At 35.1% G+C, this 20803-nt stretch carries 19 protein-coding genes, 2 pseudogenes and 1 riboswitch; of the genes and pseudogenes, 11 read left to right on the top strand and 10 right to left on the bottom strand.

All coding sequences use genetic code 11. The annotated features are described in order from the left end of the window. Positions 1-108 precede the first annotated feature (108 nt). The 5 genes from COL05_RS14990 (at position 109) to COL05_RS15010 (ending at position 6130) form a co-directional block, all read left to right on the top strand. On the top strand, positions 109-873 hold the full coding sequence (locus COL05_RS14990) for a DUF6612 family protein (protein WP_098669195.1): 765 nt from the start codon (positions 109-111) through the stop codon (positions 871-873). A gap of 110 nt (positions 874-983) precedes the next feature. Then, positions 984-2420 (top strand): FAD-binding oxidoreductase, encoded by a 1437-nt coding sequence (locus COL05_RS14995; RefSeq protein ID WP_142337510.1) that lies wholly within the window; start codon positions 984-986, stop codon positions 2418-2420. Next, complete coding sequence (locus COL05_RS15000; RefSeq protein WP_098669196.1) at positions 2417-2950, top strand: MFS transporter; 534 nt, start codon at positions 2417-2419, stop codon at positions 2948-2950. Before COL05_RS14995 ends, COL05_RS15000 begins: the two co-directional genes overlap by 4 nt. Positions 2951-3028: 78 nt before the next feature. Beyond that, positions 3029-4750: a DUF3981 domain-containing protein gene (locus COL05_RS15005; protein WP_098669197.1), complete on the top strand. Its 1722-nt coding sequence runs from the start codon at positions 3029-3031 to the stop codon at positions 4748-4750. Positions 4751-4879: 129 nt separating this feature from the next. After that, positions 4880-6130 (top strand): multidrug effflux MFS transporter, encoded by a 1251-nt coding sequence (locus tag COL05_RS15010; RefSeq protein WP_098669198.1) that lies wholly within the window; start codon positions 4880-4882, stop codon positions 6128-6130. A gap of 33 nt (positions 6131-6163) precedes the next feature. Here COL05_RS15010 and COL05_RS15015 read toward each other — a convergent pair whose 3' ends face one another. Continuing rightward, on the bottom strand, positions 6164-6610 hold the full coding sequence (locus tag COL05_RS15015) for a hypothetical protein (RefSeq protein ID WP_098669199.1): 447 nt from the start codon (positions 6608-6610) through the stop codon (positions 6164-6166). A gap of 274 nt (positions 6611-6884) precedes the next feature. Here COL05_RS15015 and COL05_RS15020 point away from each other — a divergent pair, with 274 nt between their 5' ends. Continuing rightward, entirely contained in the window at positions 6885-7388 is a 504-nt protein-coding gene (locus COL05_RS15020) for a hypothetical protein (protein WP_098669200.1), read from the top strand. A gap of 86 nt (positions 7389-7474) precedes the next feature. On the opposite strand, the gene COL05_RS15025 is transcribed toward COL05_RS15020, so the two are convergent. Next, positions 7475-7942, bottom strand: coding sequence for a YusW family protein (locus COL05_RS15025; protein WP_098669201.1), 468 nt, complete (start codon positions 7940-7942; stop codon positions 7475-7477). A gap of 172 nt (positions 7943-8114) precedes the next feature. Here COL05_RS15025 and COL05_RS15030 point away from each other — a divergent pair. From COL05_RS15030 to COL05_RS15040, 3 genes and pseudogenes are all read left to right on the top strand, one after another. After that, positions 8115-8580, top strand: a pseudogene (locus COL05_RS15030) (helix-turn-helix domain-containing protein); the annotation flags it as partial. A 184-nt stretch (positions 8581-8764) separates the two neighbouring features. Next, positions 8765-9346: a TetR/AcrR family transcriptional regulator gene (locus COL05_RS15035; RefSeq protein WP_098669202.1), complete on the top strand. Its 582-nt coding sequence runs from the start codon at positions 8765-8767 to the stop codon at positions 9344-9346. Between the two features lie 58 nt (positions 9347-9404). Then, entirely contained in the window at positions 9405-10544 is a 1140-nt protein-coding gene (locus tag COL05_RS15040; protein ID WP_142337513.1) for a YhgE/Pip domain-containing protein, read from the top strand. Positions 10545-10589: 45 nt separating this feature from the next. Here the strand turns inward: COL05_RS15040 and COL05_RS15045 are convergent. The 4 genes and pseudogenes from COL05_RS15045 to proC form a co-directional block, all read right to left on the bottom strand. After that, positions 10590-11750 (bottom strand): annotated as a pseudogene (locus COL05_RS15045) (peptide ABC transporter substrate-binding protein); the annotation flags it as partial. A gap of 341 nt (positions 11751-12091) precedes the next feature. Then, on the bottom strand, positions 12092-13732 hold the full coding sequence (locus COL05_RS15050; RefSeq protein ID WP_098669203.1) for a peptide ABC transporter substrate-binding protein: 1641 nt from the start codon (positions 13730-13732) through the stop codon (positions 12092-12094). A 132-nt stretch (positions 13733-13864) separates the two neighbouring features. Next, positions 13865-13969: riboswitch (SAM riboswitch) on the bottom strand. A 152-nt stretch (positions 13970-14121) separates the two neighbouring features. Further along, positions 14122-14955: an aldo/keto reductase gene (locus COL05_RS15055; protein WP_098669204.1), complete on the bottom strand. Its 834-nt coding sequence runs from the start codon at positions 14953-14955 to the stop codon at positions 14122-14124. Between the two features lies 1 nt (position 14956). Further along, on the bottom strand, positions 14957-15760 hold the full coding sequence (gene proC / locus COL05_RS15060; protein ID WP_098669205.1) for a pyrroline-5-carboxylate reductase: 804 nt from the start codon (positions 15758-15760) through the stop codon (positions 14957-14959). 187 nt (positions 15761-15947) lie between these two features. On the opposite strand from proC, the gene pnuC reads away from it, so the two are divergent. Further along, positions 15948-16574 (top strand): nicotinamide riboside transporter PnuC, encoded by a 627-nt coding sequence (pnuC, locus tag COL05_RS15070; RefSeq protein WP_098669206.1) that lies wholly within the window; start codon positions 15948-15950, stop codon positions 16572-16574. Positions 16575-16664: 90 nt separating this feature from the next. Here the strand turns inward: pnuC and COL05_RS15075 are convergent, their stop codons facing one another. The 3 genes from COL05_RS15075 to modA form a co-directional block, all read right to left on the bottom strand. Beyond that, positions 16665-17516 carry a GRP family sugar transporter gene (locus tag COL05_RS15075; RefSeq protein WP_000353544.1) on the bottom strand — a complete coding sequence of 284 codons (852 nt, stop codon included), beginning with the start codon at positions 17514-17516 and terminating at the stop codon, positions 16665-16667. Positions 17517-17823: 307 nt separating this feature from the next. After that, positions 17824-18495: a molybdate ABC transporter permease subunit gene (gene modB, locus COL05_RS15080; RefSeq protein WP_098669207.1), complete on the bottom strand. Its 672-nt coding sequence runs from the start codon at positions 18493-18495 to the stop codon at positions 17824-17826. Positions 18496-18500: 5 nt separating this feature from the next. Further along, the gene (gene modA / locus COL05_RS15085; protein WP_098669208.1) at positions 18501-19307 is read right to left on the bottom strand and encodes a molybdate ABC transporter substrate-binding protein; all 807 of its coding nucleotides are present in this window, start codon (positions 19305-19307) and stop codon (positions 18501-18503) included. A gap of 134 nt (positions 19308-19441) precedes the next feature. On the opposite strand from modA, the gene COL05_RS15090 reads away from it, so the two are divergent. After that, positions 19442-20389, top strand: coding sequence for a helix-turn-helix transcriptional regulator (locus COL05_RS15090; RefSeq protein ID WP_098669209.1), 948 nt, complete (start codon positions 19442-19444; stop codon positions 20387-20389). Between the two features lie 150 nt (positions 20390-20539). Here the strand turns inward: COL05_RS15090 and COL05_RS15095 are convergent, their stop codons facing one another. After that, positions 20540-20641, bottom strand: coding sequence for a DUF3948 family protein (locus COL05_RS15095; RefSeq protein WP_001060013.1), 102 nt, complete (start codon positions 20639-20641; stop codon positions 20540-20542). Positions 20642-20803: the final 162 nt, after the last annotated feature.

Below are 20803 nucleotides of genomic sequence, written 5' to 3' on the forward strand. Positions count from 1 at the left end.
TATTTAAAGTCTTCATTAAACATGTCGCTATATAGCAAATATAGATTGAAAATTATATAGATTTCATAGGAAAAGAGGTGATATTATTTTGGGAAAGGGGGCGACATTATGAAAAAAATTATTTTTGTTTCAAGTTTAGTACTTGCAATCAGTCTAGGGGTAGGGTGTAGTAATGAGAAAACAGCAAAGACGGATGAACCGAAAAAAGAAGCCGTGCAAAAAGAAAAGGAATTAGCAGCGAAGGATGTTTTCAAGAAAACGAACGAAGCTTTTAAAAATGAAGAACATGTAACGATGACATATGATGTAGGGATAAAAGCTGAAGGAACAGAGATTGATATATTAAAGGCTAAGATGCAATTAGAGCCAAAGACAAAGAATTCTCGTTCTGAAATGAATATTTCTGGTACAGATGTTGTAGTGTATACTGTGGATGGTAAAGTTGCTGGTGAGGTGAAAAAACCTAATACAGGAGAAGTTATAACCGTGCCAGAGGAGCAATTAAACGCTGGTGGAATGAAGGCGACTCAAGATATTATAGATAAGTTAGAAGTACCAGAAGTAGTTTTAGATAAAATGAAGATGGAGAAAAGCGGAGATAAATATAAACTGAAATTTACATTAAAAGGGCAAGAAACAGAAAGTATGTTAACTAGCATGGATGAAACGCAGAAGAAAATGTTACAAGCACAAAATGCGAAGATAGAAGAAGTGGATGCAGAATATATCATTACAAAAGATTTTAAATATGAATCAGCAAAGATAGACATGATTATGAGTAGTAATGGCAAGGATAAAGCACACATTATTACGAATGCAAAATATACGTCGTACGAAAAGTTTGATCCAATACAATTGCCAGCAGCAAAGTAACAGTTTTGATGAGGGGGACCTAAAATAAGGTGCCCTCTTTTTTTATACTTTCTTCTTAGGAAAATATGTACAATATGAAGAGGGAAAATTGTAGAAGAGGAGAGTGTCGTTTGAGAAAAAGAAAGATAGCGATGGTCATTGTAGCATATACTGTTTTGTTTGCAACGTCTGTACATACATATAAAAAACAACTTGATCATCCCATGATGAGTGATGTAGGTAAATTGCTTCCGACAAAGATAAAACGTGTTGAAAGTGCTACGGATGAGCACTCGTTAATAAAATTAGTGCAAGATGCAAATGTTTCTGGGGAGAAAATTTCTATTGCTGGTATGCAACATAGCCAAGGCGGACAGACATATTATCCGAACGGTACGATGCTTGATATGAAAGGGTACAATGAAATATTAGAGTTTAATCCGGCGGAGAAGAGGATTAGAGTGCAAAGTGGTGTTACATGGAATGACATTCAAAAGAAAATTAATCCGTACGGTCTTGCGGTTCAAGTGATGCAGTCTCAAAATATTTTTACTGTTGGTGGTTCATTAAGTGTAAATGTACATGGACGTGATATTCGTCATGAAGCATTGATTGATACAGTAGAGTCATTTAGATTGTTAATGGCAGATGGTACAGTGCGTAATGTAAGTAGAGAAGAAAATGCTGATTTGTTTCCGTATGTAATTGGGGGATACGGATTGTTTGGTGTGATTCTAGATGTAACACTAAAGTTAACAAACGATGAATTGTATGAAACGCATACGAAGGTACTAGATTATAAGGAATACTCTTCATATTTTAAGAATAAAGTGCGAAGGGATGAGGATATACGTATGCATTTAGCGCGTATTTCTGTTGCTCCAAACTCATTTTTAAAAGAGATGTATGTGACAGATTATACATTGGCGCAAAATCAAAATATGAGGGAAGAATACAGTGAATTAAAGGAAGAAAATATTATAGCTGCACCGAAATTTTTGCTTGGGTTATCGCGTTATAGCGATTGGGGAAAGAACACGTTTTGGGATATACAAAGAAGTTATTTTGAACGTACAAATGGTAAGTACGAAACGCGAAATAATGTTATGAGGTCAGATAGTGCTTTTATGGAATATGAAAATCCGAATAGGACAGAAGTGTTGCAAGAATACTTTGTGCCCGTAGATTCTTTCACAAAATACATAGATGATTTACGTAACACATTAACTGAAGAAGAGCTGAATTTGCTTAATATTACGATTCGTTACGTGGAAAAAAATGAAAATGCAGTTTTATCTTATGCGAAAGATGATATGTTTGCACTGGTTCTTTTAATTAATCAAGGGCGTTCTGAACATGAGATAAAGAAAACAGAGAATGTTATTCAGAAAATGATTGATGTTACGTTAAAGCATAACGGTAGTTATTATTTACCGTATTATTCTTATCCAACGAAAGAGCAGTTAAAGAGAGCATATCCTCGTATAGAAGAATTTCTTCAGAAGAAAAAAGAAACGGATCCAAAAGAGAGATTTGTGAATTTATTTTATAGGGAGTATACGAAATGACATATAAAAGGTTTGTGGCGTCACAAAGTATTATTATGATGGCGGGAAGTATGGTATTTCCTTTTTACATTCTATTGCTTCGGAATGTTGGAAATAGCTTCTCGCAGTTTGGCTGGGCGTATGGCTTATTTGCCTTAACTTCAGCTCTAGTATATCCGTTAGTTGGAAGAATATCTGATAGAGTTGGTGACAGAAAGTTATTAATTATATACGCCTGGTCTATGGCTGTGTTAATGCTTTGTTTCCCCATTGCAACAGAAGTATGGCATGTATATATTCTTCAAATTTTAATGGGTATTTTAGGAGCTGTGCAACGTAATACAGAGAAGACATCGTTAGCGCGAAAGGTTGTGCAAGAAAATGCTGGTTATGAGATTGGAAAATATCATGTTTGGACATCAATTGGAGGAGCAGTAGCAATTATTGCAACGGGATATTTAGTAGATTTCTTTACGATTGGTACGATTTTTTATATTGCATCTATCTTATATGTAGTAAGCGGAGTTGTATTAAGTAGTAAAAAAATATAACCATTCCCATTTTTACCTGAATACCCTTTATTTGTTATACTAAAAGGGAAGACAAAAGAAAAGGGGACATTGCCTTTGATGAAATTTTTAATTTTAGCTATTCTCACTTTGTTTTTGATTCCATGGACGAGAAGAAGCGGTAGTAAGCTTCGAGCAGTGGATAAGAAAGGAGATGAGAAGGTTGTAAAGGGTAAGAAATCATCCATTTTAGTTATTCCAGTTTTATTTTGGATAGGTATTGCAATCTATGAATATTTTTGGCTAATTGATGATCGAGCAGATTCAATTCTTACTCATTATTCTGTCGCAGTAGCAATTTTAATTGGGCTTGTTTTATTTTCACAAAATCAAATAGGGAAATTAGAAGGTACGTTAAAAGGGCTTCTAATGTTTGTTTTACTCGCAAGTTACGGCTATTTTGGTTATTTGCACGATATAGTAATCTCGCAAACGAAATATGACTCTGTTGTAAAGGTAGAGAAAGATATTTCAGAGCCATTTACTGAAAATGATCAGCCGTTTACAGTGCCGCCAAAGACAGCGGAAAATAAGATGAAAAAAGTATTTGGAGATATTCCGAAAGTAGCTTATTTTGAGCTAGGAGAATTAACGCCACAAATGGTAAATGGCGAGGCTTTATATGTAGCACCAATTGAAGTTTCAGGCTTTTTTAAAGCACGTAAAGCAGAGACCATTCCAGGATACGTAACGATGTCAGGTACGAACCCGGATGCGGAAGCGAAACTGCACCTTGGTTATAAAATGAAATATGTGCCAAGTATGTTCTTTGGGAATAATTTAGAGCGTGTTGTAAGGAAAGCAGAACCAAATCTAATCTTTAAAGGGAAACCTAAATTTGAAGTGGATGATAAAGGGAAACCGTATTATACAATGACGTATGGTGAATTTATTTCAGGAAGATCTGGATTTGAAGTAGAGGGCGTTGTAGTAGTAGACGCACAAACAGGTGAAGTGAAAAGATACGATAAAGGAAAGGCACCTAAGTTTGTTGATGGCGTATTAAATCACGAGACCGCATCTACATTAAATACGTATTTCGGTAAATATATTCACGGATTTTGGAATACAAAATTCTCACAAACTGATATGAAGATCCCGACTGAGTGGGGAACGAAAGAAGGAGTTACACCAATCTTCGGTAAGGATGGAACGTTATATTACTTTACTGATTTCACCTCTCCGAAAGAAGGAGTAGATTCTGCGTTAGGTTACTCGCTTATTGATGCGCGTACAGGTAAGTTATATTACTATAACGGAAAAGAAGTGAAGGGAATTATGGATGGTTCAGCTGCTTCGGAAGTAGTGGATAATTCCTTTAAGAGAGAGAAATGGCATGGAACGATGCCGGTTATTTATAACGTGTACGGTAAACCTTCTTGGATTGTACCTGTTATTGATGACGGAGGATTAGTACGTGCTCATACAGTTATCTATGCTTCTAATGCAAAAATATTTGCAACAGGTTCGACGCAAAAAGAAGCGCTTGAGAATTATAAAAATGCGCTGAGCGGAAGTGGAGATTCATTTAGACCAACTTCAAATGGTAAAGAGGCACAAAAAGAAGGCGTTGTACAACGTGTATATAAAGAAAAATCAGGTGAAAATACAATTGTGTACGTACTGTTAGAAAATGAACAAAAAGTATTTATGATACCTGTGAAAAAATTCCCATATGCTATGTTTACAGAAGTGGGAGATCCAATTCAAATCACATATTTAGATACAGGAGAGGCGATGTCTTCCGTATCTAAATTTGCAAATAGCAATTTGAAAAAGTAAAGCGATAGAAATTTTATCGCTTTTTTTTTTACAGTATAAAACAGGAAAATGCGCTATACTTGACGTATGTTTATGTTGTAACTATAATTGTTACGATTTAGTGTGTATAGGAAAGGGTGAACAGAAAAAGTGAATGGAGTTAATCAAGAAATATATAAACCTGTAAAGACAAATAGGTTATGGATGATTCTTGTACTAGGGACACTTACGGCGATTGGGCCATTATCTATTGATATGTATTTGCCTTCTTTACCGAAATTAACGGATGATTTACAGACAGGTGCATCCCTTGCACAGCTTACCTTAACAGCTTGCTTACTTGGACTTTCAGTAGGGCAATTATTTGTCGGTTCAATTAGTGATATTTACGGAAGGCGCAAACCTCTTATTATTGCTCTTATTATTTATGTTGCTTCTTCTTTACTTTGTGCTATTGCGCCATCTATTTGGACTTTAGTGTTATTACGCTTCTTACAAGGAGCTTCAGGATCGGCTGGGATTGTTATATCACGTGCAATGGTACGTGACATGTATTCAGGTTCTGAAATGACGAAGTTTTTCTCGCTGCTCATGTTAGTAAACGGAGCGGCGCCTATTTTGGCACCGATTATTGGAGGACAATTGCTACAGTTTACAACATGGCGCGGTGTCTTCATCGTTCTTGGAGGAATTAGTGTATTCATGTTAATATCAGCTACTTTCGTATTACGTGAAACATTACCTCCTGAAGAGAGAGAAACAGGTGGGCTGTCAGGGACGTTGGCGACGTACGGAAAACTATTAAAGGATCGTCTGTTTATGGGATATGCATTGTCTCAAGGGCTAGTAACGGCGGCAATGTTTGCATACATTTCGGGCTCACCATTTGTGCTGCAGAACATATACGGAGCATCACCACAGCAATTTAGTTTGTTTTTTGCAATCAACGGTATCGGTATTATTATTGCTAGTCAGGTAACAGGTCGTTTAGCGGGGAAAGTGAATGAGAAGACATTATTTGTTGCTGGTATTATTATTGCAGCTGTTGGTGGTTTATCTTTATTACTGACAATCGTACTAGGAATAGGTTTAATTGGTGTTTTATGTTCGTTATTCCTTGTCGTATCAAGTGTCGGGGTTGTATCAACAACTGGATTCTCGTTAGCGATGAGAAATCAGAAACAAGCTGCAGGAACAGCATCGGCTCTATTAGGTTTATTACAATTTATTTCAGGAGCACTTGTTGCACCGTTAGTAGGTATTGGCGGAAGCAACACCGCATTACCGATGGGGATTGTAATAGCTCTTTGTGAAATTGGTGCGGTGTTATGTTATTTGTTTATGGCCAGAATAAGTGAGAAGCAGTTTGAACTGCAACAAAGACAAAATTTAGAGGCTTAACAAAAAAGAACTGATTCAAAGGAAATATTTGAATCAGTTCTTTTTTTCATTTCTTTGAAATACCTCATACATATTATTCATGATCGTATCATATAAAACAGCAAGGTTATCCCACACCCAGCGATTACTATCGACTTCTTTTTCCCCGCAGTCGATAATATCGGTATGGTCGGTAATTTTATACGCTTTTTTAACGATAATAGGAGCAATTTTCGGTATACGTGGGATTTCTTTTAAGATATCTGCGAAGTTTCCAATGTAGACATGACCAATGATTTCGATTGTTAATGATTTATCTGATATATTTAGCACGGTATGAAATTGATTTGTATGTTGTTGTTTTAAATATTGGGCTAACTTAAATGGAGCGTGTTTCTTTTTTAATACGCGGCGAAGGCTCTCTGTATTTTCGATATGAAGTGATTTTTCGCGAATAAGGACACGAATATCTTCTCCCATAAAAGGCATTGTGTTGTACATAGATGATTCTCCTTAAAAACTTACATATGTTTGCGTTATGCATATGTAAGTCTAGCATGGTTTGTTCTTTATATGTGCTTACAGTTTTGTAAGGTGATGTAGTAAAGCAATGCAAAAGTTATTTGTATAAAGTGACGATACTGTGACAAACATGTTGGTATATATGTTACGATGTCGTCTTAAGTGTAAAAAGTAGGATGTTCTCGGTATAATAACAAGTGGAGATAAAAGAAACTATAATGAGTAGTAGTTGTAGATAAAAGGAGAAGAAGAGATGAAGAAGGTTTTGGGTATTGCTGTAATGGGAAGTATGCTCCTTCTAGCAGGGTGTAATGGAAATAAAGATACGAAAGAACCGAAAGAAAAGGTAGAGCAATCTACAGAACAAACCGAAGAGATGAAAGAATACCGTGCAGTACATGAAAAATACGATATGAAAATGAATAAGGAAATTAATAACGCGTTACAGCTATTTGAAGTGGCAAAGGAAAAAGGCGGTAAGGAAATAACGAAGGCTACATATAAAGAAGATGTGCAAAAGGTAACAACGAGCATGTTAGAAGATATTGATCATATACGAAAAGAAATTCGTGTTCCGAAGTCGAAAGAGCAAGAACATGAGGTATATGTTGGTTTCTTGAATGAATCGGAACAAGCGATGAAAAAATTACAGAAATTAGCTAAAGAAGAAGATTCATCGTTGATTCGTGATATAGAAATTAACTTTGCAACAGCATCGACATACTATAAACGTTTTCAAGCAGAAACGAAAAAATAACCTTGCCTGTGCAAGGTTATTTTTTCCAGGTGGCGGAGAAATTTTTCTCTACAGCCTGATAAAGAAGTAGGCAACCGCCTACTTCTTTATTTTATTTCTCTTTTATATTCTTTTTTCGTTCCATCAGAGAAGACAACTTCTAAATCAAACTTCTGGTAGTCTTTATCAAGTTTGAACACATTTACTACTTGATCGATTACTTCTTGGTCAGGCGTATCTTTATCAAATTTTAATTCTTGTAGAAGTGGGCTTAATTTTGTAATAGCCTCGTCTCCTGTTAATTTTACATCTGCTTTATGATCTTCGAGTTTTGCTTCCATTTTCTTATCAGCTGCTACATTTTTATAATCAGCCTCGTAGTCTTTCTTTGTATCTTGGTAGTCTGCCTTTAAATCAAATTCATTAAAGTTTAGTTTTAAATCAGCAGGAGCTTCATTCTTTGCCTCTTCTGTAGTCTTCTTATTAGAAGTCGTGTCTTCTTTTGCAGGAGCTTTACATCCTGTTAATACAGGTACTAGCATAAGCGCTAATAAAGCTGATAATAAAATTCTCATTATAATTTCCTCCTTATGTAAATTTATTCTATACAAGTTTTTCCCAAAATCATGTAATTATGTATGTGTTGCAAATAAATTATTAACTTGTAGCCACAAAGTTTAATACGCAATTTAAATCAAAACTGATTGGTATGTATATGGTAAATTAAGGTTGTGAGGAGGTACTAAAATGCATGAAGAATATAAAGAGATGATAAAAAAAAGCAATTGAATATATAGAGAATCACTTACATGAGGAGCTTACAACAGAAAGCGTGGCATCTCACAGTGCGGTATCGATGTATCATTTTCATCGTATTTTTCAAAGGTATATTGGGATGAGTGTAACGGATTATATTCGAAAGAGAAGATTAACTCATGCTCCGCAAGCTTTAGTGTCAACGGAGAGGGCTGTCATTGATATTGCAATGCAATACGGATTTTCCTCACAAGAGGCATTTACGAGAGCTTTTAAAAGAATGTTTCAATTGCCACCGAAAAAATATCGAAAGTACTTCCAGTCATTTTATATAGAAAGAGAGGGTGTTTCAATGCAAAAAGGTATACCGAAGGGATGGATCTTAAGCGGAAGTCATCCAGCTGAATATGAGATGGGTTTAGACTATGAAGTCGCCCATCAAGGAAAAGTATCTGCATAAGCTATCTTTGGTCAGGGCATATACTTTCTTTGACGTGGAGAACATATTTGATGTTTGGGTTTATATTTATAATGCGTTTTGGTTCCGTACAAAAAGATGGAGAAGAGGATTATTGACAATAATTAGAAAAGGTATATAATCTAAATGTAAGTGATCACTTTCATTAGAGAGAGAGGTTTTTATGGCGCGCTCAAATACAGCAGAAAAAATCATCCAAGCAGCAATTGAATTAGTGAAAGAAAAGGGATATACGGCGGCAACAACGAAGGAAATTGCAATGCGTGCTGGTGTTAATGAAGTAACGATATTCCGCAATTTTAAAAGTAAGAAGGGTGTTATTGAAGCGGCGGTTGCTGAATTTTCATATGTACCGCATTTAAAACATTTTTTACAAACAGAAATTGTATGGGAATTAGAAACGGATTTAAAGAACTTAGCAAGGCATTATCATAAATTTTTAGATGGGGTAAAAGATATTATTGCTATTGGTATACGTGAGGCTGGAGAATTTCCTGAATTAGACGGAGAAATTGCTAAAATACCACAAGGGCTAAAGGAAGAATTAAGTATCTATTTTGCAAAAATGCAGGAAAAAGGAAACATTATTGATACGAATATTGAAGCACAAGTAATGAACTTTATCTGGATCAATTTTGGATATTTCTTATCTAAATTACGTTTTGCCGATCGCCTGACAGAAGTTGATGATGAGAAATTTATTGAAAACAATATTGTTTTATATGCTAGGGCATTAAGACCCTAGTATTTATTTAAAATAAAATGCAAGTATGTACTTGCTTGCTGTATAGGAGAGTGAGAAGATGGAAGCATTAAAACAATTTTTAAAAAGACCTGGTACGTATATAGGAATGGTGGTGGCGTTATCGTTTCAACTTATTTTCTTTTGTGTTTGGTTAACGGCATATGATGGAGTGAATGAAAGAACTGATCAAATGCGTATCGCTATTGTGAATGAAGATGTCAATATAGGTAGTAAAATAGCGGAAGGCTTACAGAGAAATTTACCATTTCAAGTGAAAGCAGAACGGTCTGTGGAAAAAGCAAACAAAGAAATGAATGACCATGTGTACGATATGATTATTGAAATTCCTGCTTCTTTTTCAAATGATATAAATGAAATAGGAAAATCAAATTTAAACTTCCACATTAATCAAGCAAATGCCATGATGACAAAGCAAATGATGGAAGGAGCTGCAAAACAAATTCGAGATAATGTAAATAAAGAGATAACAAGTTATAAGAAACAAGCGGTTGTCGGAAAGCTACAAGCTGTAGGACCTGAGAATGTAGAAGTGATAAAAGGGTTAACCGAAGATTCAATTGGTTTTACAGTTCATAAAGTAAACGATGCAAAAGGATTTTCAGTTAATATGGTACCGCTAATGATCGTATTAGCTTCATTTGTAGGAGCAATGATCATGAGTATGGAATTATCAAAAGTTGCAAATGAAGTAAGGAGCGGTTGGAGTAATTTCGTATCAAGGCAAATCATTAACGGTACAGTATCAATTTTACTTGCATGTATTACAATTGGTTTGATGAAAGGTTTCCAAATTGAGATGCACGAAACAGTATGGAGTGTATGGATATTTCAAGCGATAGTCTTCTTCGCCTTTCTTTCATTAACACAAATGTTTCTAACTGTGTTTGGAAACGCAGGGATGATTTTTAATATCATCTCACTATCGCTACAACTTGTAAGTTCGGGTGTCATTGTACCACATGAGATGCTCTCTAAAACATATCAAACAATCGGCGAATTATTTCCCGCAACCTATGCAGCAAATGGCTATTATACAATAATATTTGGAGGAGTTAGTTTGAAGGAAAATATTATTTCATTATTAGTCATTATATTAGTTACACAATTGGTAGCAGTCATTACTGTATCTATAAAAGGAATAGTAAAGAGAAGAAGTCATCTAGTTAAAGAAGTATAAAATAAAAAAGGTATCCTTGATTGGATACCTTTTTATTAGCAATTATTATTTTGTAACTTCTGTCCACTTGTAGTTAAATTCACCACCGAAGTCAGTTGTTACAAGTCCTTTAATGAAAGAGCGTTGTAAGTAAGAACGACCTTGTTGGTATAAAGGAGCGACAGCACCGTCTTGTAATAAGATTTTTTCAGCTTGCTTCATTGCTTCAAAGCGTACCTTTTCATCTCCAGCTAAATCTGTTTTCACTTTATGGATTAGCTCATCATACTCTTTGTTAGAGTATTTATCGAAGTTATAAGCACTATCTGTTGTAAATAAATCTAAGAATGTAATTGGGTCAGCGAAGTCAGGGCCCCAGCCATCAATTCCGATTTCATAGTCACCACTTAATAGTAGTTTTAATTGTTGTTTACGTGGTTGCGGTTTTAAATTCACTGTTAATCCATCTAGATTCTTTTCTAGTTCACCTTTTAAATATTCACCAGTCTTTTTAGCTAAAGCATTATCACTTGTTAATAGTTCGATTGTTACTTTGTCAGTACCAAGTTCTTGTTTCGCTTTTTTTCAGTTTTCTTTTGCTGTTTTCACATCATCTTTGACTAGGTTTCCGTTTTCTTTACGGAAGTCGTTACCTTCTGGACTCTTTGCGAATTTCGCAGGAATCATTCCTTCAGCTGGAACAGCACCGTTATTTAAAATTGTTTCTACGTATGCTTTTTTATTCATTGCTCCGTTAATAGCGAGGCGTGCATGCTGGTTTTTTAATGTTTCATTTTTTTGATTGAGTCGTAAAAATTGAATGCCAACTTCAGCGCGGTCTTTGAAGTTTGGATCGCTCTTATATTTATCAACAAACTCCGCATTTAAAGCAACGCGATCAATTTGTCCTGAATCATATAAGTTAACTTCTGTAGACTTATCTTTAACGACATTGAAGTTGATTTCTTCTAATTTTACGGTTTTAGCATCCCAATAGTTAGGGTTCTTCTTCAATTGGAAGCCTTGCTCGTGCTTCCAGTTATCCAATGTGAAAGCGCCGTTGTAAATTAAATGATTTGTTTCTAAACCATATTTATCGCCTTGAGATTTTAAGTAATCTTCGTTAATTGGTAAGAACGTTGAGAACGTCGTTAAACTTAAGAAGTAGGGAACAGGACGGTCTAGTTGTACTTCTAACGTTTTATCATCAAGAGCTTTGACTCCTAAGAAGAAGAGAAAACCTATTATATATATGTGCATGTAGGTAATCAGGTGCTCTATATGTGTATATATGCTAAACTATAATCTATCATTATATGTTTCAGCGTAGAAGACATTATATTTTGATGGTTAAATATTTATTTTATTTTATTATTTAGAATATTAAAACTAGAAAGAACTATATGTCAATAATAAAAATAGATTGTTAATTTCTTAGAATAATATATTAAAAAAGCAGATTTCCTCATGTTGGGGAACCTGCTTTTCATATATTTTGCTAAAAAAACAATTGGTGTGGACTCATAATGAGTGGGGATGAAGAAAGCCTCACTCATTAAAGCTTGAACTTATTTTTCAATTTTTGCCCACTTGAAGTTTAATTGACCTGCAAAGTCTACTTGTACAATTCCTTTCACATAAGAACGTTCTAAATAAGATTCACCCTTTTGGTAAAGAGGGGCAATGACAGAGTCTTTAAATAATATTTTCTCGGATGCTAGTAATGCTTCCCAGCGAGCTTTTTCATCACCGGCTAAAGTTGTTTTCACTTTTGCTATTGTTTCATCGAACTCCTTATTAGAGTAATGATCTAAGTTATAAGGGTTATCTGTTGTAAATAGCTCAAGGAATGTAATTGGATCAGCAAAGTCAGGGCTCCAGCCGTCAATTCCAATTTCATAGTCACCTTTTAATAAAAGTGAAACTTGTTGTTTACGTGGTTGCGGCTTTATCTTCACTGTTAAGCCATCTAAATTCTTTTCTAGTTGTCCTTTTAAGAATTCACCAGTTTTCTTCTCAAGGTCACCGTCACTTGTTAATAGTTCTAACGTTATTTTTTCAAATCCAAGCTCTTGTTTAGCTTTTTTCCATAATTCTTGTGCAGACTTTGTATCAACCTTTGTTAAATCGCCATTTGCAGCACGGAAGTCTGTTCCGTCAGGTCCTTTTGCAAAGTTTTTCGGCACGAGACTAGAGGTTGGTGTAGAGCCATCGTTTAATAACGTATTTACAAAGGATTTTCGATCAATTGTTTGATCGATTGCTTGGCGTGCAGAAACGTTTTGAAGTATTTTGTTTTGTTGATTCATACGTAAAAACTGTACCCCTACGTTTGGACGTTCTTTAAAGTTAGCATCCTTTTTATATTTATCAACGAAGTCAGATGTTAGTTTTATACGGTCTAATTGTTTTGACTCGAATAAATTTACTTCTGTAGACTTTTCTTTTACGATGTTAAAGTTGATTTCTTCTAGTTTGACAGTATCTTTATCCCAATAGGTAGGATTTTTCTTGAATTTAAAGCTTTGTTCGTGCTTCCAATCGCTTAGTGTAAAAGCTCCGTTGTACAAGATTGTATTGTCTTCTAAGGCATACTTATCACCTTGTGCTTTAAAGAATTCCTCGTTAATTGGTAGAAATGTTGGGAACGCTGTTAAGCTAATAAAGTAAGGAACAGGGCGTTCTAATTCTACCTCAAACGTATGGTCATCAATTGCTTTTACACCAAGTTGATCGGCTGGAAGTTCTTTGTTGTTAATTTTTGTTGCATTTTTAATATCAAAGAATAGAAATGCATATTCAGAGGCTGTTGCTGGATCGACAGCTCTTTGCCAAGCGAAGACAAAATCTTTCGCTGTAACGGGAGTGCCATTTGACCATTTTGAATCTCGCAGGTGGAATGTGTATTTCGTTTTATCACCACTTACTTCATGAGATTTTGCAACACCAGGGACAGGTTTGTTACCTTCACCAAGATTATACAAACCTTCAAATACGTTTCTCATTACTTGACCAGAATCAGTATCTGTAGCACGAGCTGTATCCATTGTTCGTATTTCAGTAGGTGAAGATAAGTTTAAAACCTGTTTACTAGGCGCCTCGTCTTTTGCATTTGCTCCACTTGCTTCGTTTTTATAACTACCGCAACCAGTTAATAAAATACTTACTCCTACAACTGATGCAATACCGGGTACAAACTTCTTTTTCATTTGATTTTCCTCCTAAATAATTAAGTTTGGATGATGATGAGGGAAATGAAAAATAAAAAATCCCTCTTTTCATATTGAGAAAGAGGGATTTTTACGTACAAGTTATGCACCCGTATATAAACGAAGTCCCTCATTCTATCTTTCAAGCATAAAGCTTGCAGGAAGTGGCACAGTATTCAAAATGAACCTGTTGCCGAGGTTTCAAAGGGCCAGTCCCTCCACCTCTCTTGATACAATGAGTAAACGAATAAACTTTATTAATTTTTGTGTTTCTTTGATAATTCAAAATCTTACACCTTTGATAATAAAGTGTCAACCGGATGGAATATAGTTTAAATTTTCAGTTTTATTGAATAGAAAAACCACTGCATATGGCAGTGGTTTTTCTATTAGAAGTTAAAGTTATCTGGATCTGGACCAACGCGACGATCTTCATTTAGAGCTTGAATTGCTTTCATGTCATCAGCACTTAATTCAAAATCAAATATATTTGCATTTTCAATAATACGATGTTCTTTAATAGATTTAGGGATTGTTACAACTTCATTTTGTAAATCCCAGCGTAAAATAATTTGTGCAGTTGATTTATTATGTTTTGTTGCAATGTCTTGTAATGTTGGGTTGTCTAGCAGTTGGCCTTGCATTAATGGTGACCAAGCTTCAAGTTGGATGTTATGTTCTTTACAGAAAGCATGCAGCTCTTCTTGTGCTAAACGTGGGTGATATTCCACTTGGTTGACCATTGGCTTAATTTCAGCAATTTCAAATACGTCTTGTAAGTGGTGAATATGGAAATTACTCACACCGATAGCGCGAACATGGCCATCTTTATAAAGCTTTTCTAATGCTTTCCATGATTCGGTATATTTCCCTTTTACAGGCCAATGTACTAAATATAAATCTAAATATTCTAGACCTAATTTCTCTAATGTAGTTTCAAATGCTTGAAGTGTTGTTTCATATCCTTGATCGCTATTCCATACTTTTGATGTAATAAATAATTCTTCACGTGAAACACCTGATTCACGGATTGCTTGGCCAACGCCTTCTTCATTTTGATAAATTGCTGCAGTATCAATGCTGCGGTAGCCATTTTTAATTGCTGCTTTTACAGACTCAATTACTTCTGAACCATCTTCTACTTTAAAAACACCTAAACCAAACCAAGGCATTTTTACACCGTTATGTAATGTTGTATAGTCTTTTAAACTTGTTAAACTCATATTAGTTCCCCCTAGCTTTTTTGTTTGTTGCTTCTACTGCTTTTTGAATTGCCTCTGAAAAATTATATTCATATAAAGCTTTGAGACCTTCAGCTGTGGAACCACCTGGTGTTGTTACTTGTTCGCGGAGATTAGCTGGGTCTTGTGTTTGTTCAAGCATAGAAGCAGAGCCAGAAATCATTTGAATGACAAGGTGTTTGGCAGTGGCTTCATCGACCCCATAACTTTTTGTTGCTTCAATTAGGCTTTCAGCAAAGTAATAAAGGAAAGCTGGTGCACTTCCAGTAACAGCAGTAAGCTGATGAACTTCTTCCTCAGTGCAGAGTTGTGAAGTACCAATGCCTCTTAAAAGCAGTTGCAAGGTTTCCTGATGCATCTCGGTTACTGATTGTCCCGTTGTATATAAGGAGATAGACTTTCCAATTTCAGCAGCTGTATTTGGCATAATCCAAGCAACTGGTGTCCCCCCGGGAAGTCTCTCTTCTAAATAAGATGGACCAATACCAGCAGCTACCGTTACGACAAGTTGATTCGACAGTAGCTGAGATAATTCTGCTAATAATTCTTCATGTGCAGAAGGCGGCATTGCTAAAACAATCGTATCAACAGATGTAACATGCTGCTTCCAATCTGTTGTAGTAGACACATTATATTGCCCTTGTAATTGCTTTAGCTTTTCTACGTTGCTTCGGTTAGAAACGATAATTTCGTCGATGTATTCTTTGCTCGTTTTAAGTAATCCAGAAAATATAGCTTCTGCCATACGACCAGCACCAATAAATAAAATTCGATGTTTAGTTAGCATATCCTCTATTCCTTTCTAGTGGAGATATGTTATAAAAAACGATACCATTTTTAAGAGAATTTTGTAAAAAGAAAAGACTTCCCGTAGGTGGAATGGATAACAAAAATCAGGGAAATCATGGTAAGTGTAAGGGCTATTCCTTATACTGGTGATAGGGAATTTATTATACATCTGGGGAGAGATGATCATGATTAGAAGTCCGCTTTTTTTAGTTGTTTCTAGTATTATTTGCGTATTGGTTGGATTTTATATTCAATCGAGTTATATTGAAATTTTTGCATCGGTTATGGGGATTATTAATGTTTGGTTATTAGCGAGGGAAAAGGTATCTAATTTTTTGTTTGGCATGATTACGGTTGCGGTATTTCTATATATTTTCATTACACAAGGTTTATATGCAATGGCAGTATTAGCAGCCTTTCAATTTATATTTAATGTATATGGTTGGTATCATTGGATTGCACGTAGTGGGGAGGAAGAGGTAAAAGCAACAGTTCGTTTAAATATAAAAGGGTGGACGATTTATATACTCTTCATGTTAGTTGCTTGGATTGGTTGGGGCTATTATCAAATCCGTTATTTAGAATCAACAAGTCCATATTTAGACGCTTTAAATGCTGTACTAGGATTAGTAGCTCAATTTATGTTAAGTCGAAAAATTTTAGAGAACTGGTATTTATGGATTTTGTATAACGTGATTAGTATTGTGATTTATATTTCCACAGGTTTATACGTCATGCTAATATTAGCTGTTATTAATCTCTTTATATGTATAGCTGGTTTACTAGAATGGAAGAGCAATTATAAAAGATAAGGGCATGTAAATAATTATATTTAGAAAATAATCAAAAGAGAAAACCCCTGAAGCACATATGCTTCAGGGGTTTATTAATAGAATATAAGTTTATGCTTTTGTCATACCTAGTAATACAGCACCGCCGATAATTAAAACACTACCTAGTGCAATAAAGATCAATTGACGTTTTGTTTTCTTTTCACCTAAGAAGACAATCGCACCGAATGTTGAGATAACGATTCCAGTTTGAGATAATGGGAAGCTTGTTGCTACTCCGACACGTGGTAATGAAAGAAGTAAGAATAAGTTTCCAGTTCCCCATAGTAAACCAGATAGAGCATTACGGATTGCATATTTGTTAAATGGTTTATGTTTAGATGTCAGTACAACCGCACCGACAAACATACCAACTGCTTGTGGTAAAATAGCAGACCAACCATCGATATTATACCAACGAATAATAATTACATATACAAGGTAGCCGAAAGTAGAAACAATTAAAGTAAGAAGTCCTTTTTTCAATTGTCCTGGTGGCTGAGCATTTTCTTTATCATCTAATGATGTGAATACAACACCAACTACGATTAATAGGATTGCAATCGTTCCCAGAATGATTGTTGTAGTAGTAGTCCACTCACGGAAAGCGATAACTCCAAAGATAGAAGTGGCAACAAGTTGCATACCAGTAGAAATCGTTACAGTAGTAGAAACACCTAACTTTTCAACTGTTTTTAATTGGTTTACTTGACCTAAAGCCCAGAATAAACCTGAAATAAAACCAACAATCAAGATTGTCATTGTTAGAGCTGGTTGAGTAAATACATACATAATTGTTGCGAAGAATAGAGCACCGATTGTCATACCTACCGTTTGGCTATATGCACCACCGCCCATTTTTACGCTTACTAATAAAATGTTTCCCCATGCAATTGCAGGAAGAAGCGCTAATAAAATGTCCATTACAAGACTCCCTTCGATTTGCTATACCAATATAATTACATATCGTTCTAACGATCGGTAATGCTCCACTGATAGAGTAGAAGATTACCGATCGCTAAAACGGGATGAAGAATTTACGATATAAATGCGTTTTCATTTCTTCATTTTTTCAAACACCTACATATAATAACAGGAAATTGCCTATTTTAGAAAGTAAATTCAAATAGAATGTATATTTAAATAAAAGGTAAAATTCAGTTATTTCCCGATAGCATATTTTATTTCCTGAGAAATAAAGAAGCAGCTTCGAAAAAAGCTGCTTTAAGAGTTAGTTAGTAATTCTTTTGTTAATAAGCTGAATACATAGTAGAAATAGGAGTGACATACTAATAGTGATAACGACAAGTGTCCAGGCGAGCTGCATATTACTTGCATCAATCGCCATGTAAATTGCAGTTGGGATAGTCTGTGTTTTACCAGGAATGTTCCCAGCAAACATGAGTGTAGCACCGAATTCACCGAGCGCGCGAACAAAACTCAAAATCATTCCGCTTAGTAAAGCAGGAAATGCAAGTGGAAGTGTGACGTGTAGAAAAACTTGATATTCACTTGCGCCAAGGTCACGAGCGCTTTCTTCAATTTGTACATTCGCGATAGAAAACCCTGTTTTTGCTGATTGGTACATGAGCGGAAATGCAACAACTGTAGAAGCGATGATCGCAGCAGTAGATGTGAACATAATAGACTGCTGAAATATTGATTCTATCCACGTTCCAATGGGACTATTATTTCCAAAAATGATAATGAGAAAAAAGCCGATTACAGTTGGCGGAAGTACCATTGGTAATAAGAAAATCGTTTCTAGTATTACTTTATATCTCCATGAGGAGCGTGCCAGCGCTCGTCCGATTATCGTTCCTAAAATGGTAACGATAATGGTGGCACATGCGGCTACTCGTAAAGATAGAAAGATTGGTGATAAAATAGTATCAAAGCTCATGGCAATTATGATAGGACTGTAAATCCATATTTCTTAAAGATAGATTGTGCATCTTTTGACTGCAAATACTCATAAAATGAAGTCGCCTCTTTCTTATGCTTAGATTCTTTTATAACACCTAAAGGATAGTGAATTGGCTCATGAGAAGTAGCAGCTGCTGTCTCACCAATCTTTACTTTGTCTGAAATAAGAGCATCTGTTTTGTATACAATACCAGCATCTACATTACCTGTTTCTACATATGTTAACACTTGCCGAACATCTTTTGTAAATACGATTTTATTTTGAATGTCATTCCATAGATTTTCATTTGTAAGAGAAGCCTTTGCATATTTTCCTGCAGGTACTGATTCAGGTGTACCAAGTGCGATTTTCTTAATTTTTTCATCTTTTAAATCTTGAATTTTTGTAAGAGAACTATCTTTTGGGACGACTAAAACGAGTTCATTTCCAAGAAGATTCTTCCCTTCCTTTTCATTAATGAATCCTTTTTTTACAAGAGTTTGGAATTTATCTTCGGCTGCTGAGAAGAATAAATCAGCAGGTGCGCCCTGTTCGATTTGTTGTTGAAGTGCACCAGAAGCACCGAAATTAAAAGAAAGTTTAATATTAGGTTCTTGTTCTTTATATTTTGTTTCAATTTCTTTTAATGCATCTTGTAAGCTTGCAGCTGCAGATATAGTAAGTTCAACTGTGTTTCCTTCTTTAGCAGTTGATTTCTCTTTCTTATCTCCGTTTGTACATGCAACGCTAAATATAAGAAGAAAAGAAAGTATAAGCGCCCCTATGGATCGTAATATAAACTTGTTCATAAGAAAATCCCCTTTCGTTTTGACATATTTAATTATAACTAATTATAACTAAATATAACTAGTTATAATTGAATATAATTTGAACGATGTAGTTGCTCTTAAAATATAGGAGAAATATTCTTTTCTTTGTTACAATGAAGGAAGAAAGTGAGGAATCGTCTATGGATCATCATTCCTACACAACGGAAGAAGTAGCGAAGCGATTAAAAGTATCAAAATTAACAGTATACGATTTAATTAAAAAAGGAGAACTGCCTTCCTATAGAATTGGTAGACAGATGCGCATCGATGCAATGGATTTAGAACAATATATAAAACAAATGAAAACAGGGAAAATACAAGGTACTTCTGTAAAGAGCGAAGATAGTAGAGGCTTGGATACATGTATTATTAGTGGACAAGAACTAACGTTAGATATGTTGGCAAAACGTATAGAAAATCGCCTGCCAAATTCAAATATATTAAGAGCATATCAAGGTAGTTTAACGAGCTTAGTAAAAATGTATCAAGGAGAAGGAAGTATCGTTAGCTTGCATTTGTTTGATGGCGAAACGGGTACATATAATGTTCCTTACGTAAAACGTATTTTAGTTGGACAACCATGTACGATGATTAATTTATTAGCAAGGAACGTTGGGTTTTATGTGCAAAAGGGAAATCCAAAAAATATAAAAACATGGGCTGATTTATCTCAGTCATCTATACGATTTGTAAATCGAGAAAAAGGCTCTGGTATTAGGGCATTAGTCGATGAACAATTGCGCATTCAAAAGTTAAATAAAGAACGTATAAGTGGATATGAATGGGAAGAATCAAACCATCTTGGTGTTGCCACGCAGGTCGCAAATGGAAAAGCTGATGTGGGGGTAGGATCAGAAAAGTTTTCGCAAATTGTAAATGTAGACTTTATTCCAATCATGAAAGAACAGTATGATTTAGTGATTTTGAAGAATAAAGAAAATGAAGAGTTGATTGAAGCCGTGAAAGACATTCTGCAATCGGAAGAATTTCATAATGAATTAACAGCAATTGGCGGATACGATATGACGAAAACAGGTCAAATTATATATGAAATAAAGTGAAACTTTAATCAGTGGGGGTTTTTTTCATCCCCCATTGATTATTAGTTGAACCAATCGGACNNCCCATTAAAGCGGGATAAACTAAAAAGCTGCTTGTCTATAAGACGAGCAGCTTTTTCTATATATAAAGGGGTTTGGGGAAACAAAGTGTTAAACAAGACCTTGAGCAAGTGTGTAAATGAAAGCTGTAAGAAGAGTCGCTCCACTTGCAAGTCCGAAGAAATCTGATTTGTTAAATGTAATGTTGTTCATTATAATCTCTCCTTATTTGTTTAATGTAGTTGCAACAGCCTTTGCATCGACAAGTGCGGATAGCACCATGCCCATTGTATTTAAAAATTTGTTTGATTTCATTTTGTTCATCATGCGTATCCGCTCCTTTTCGAATTGTTGTTGCCCTGCTTTATATCTTAA

The organism is Bacillus sp. AFS059628 (assembly GCF_002571225.1).
GTDB lineage: Bacteria > Bacillota > Bacilli > Bacillales > Bacillaceae_G > Bacillus_A.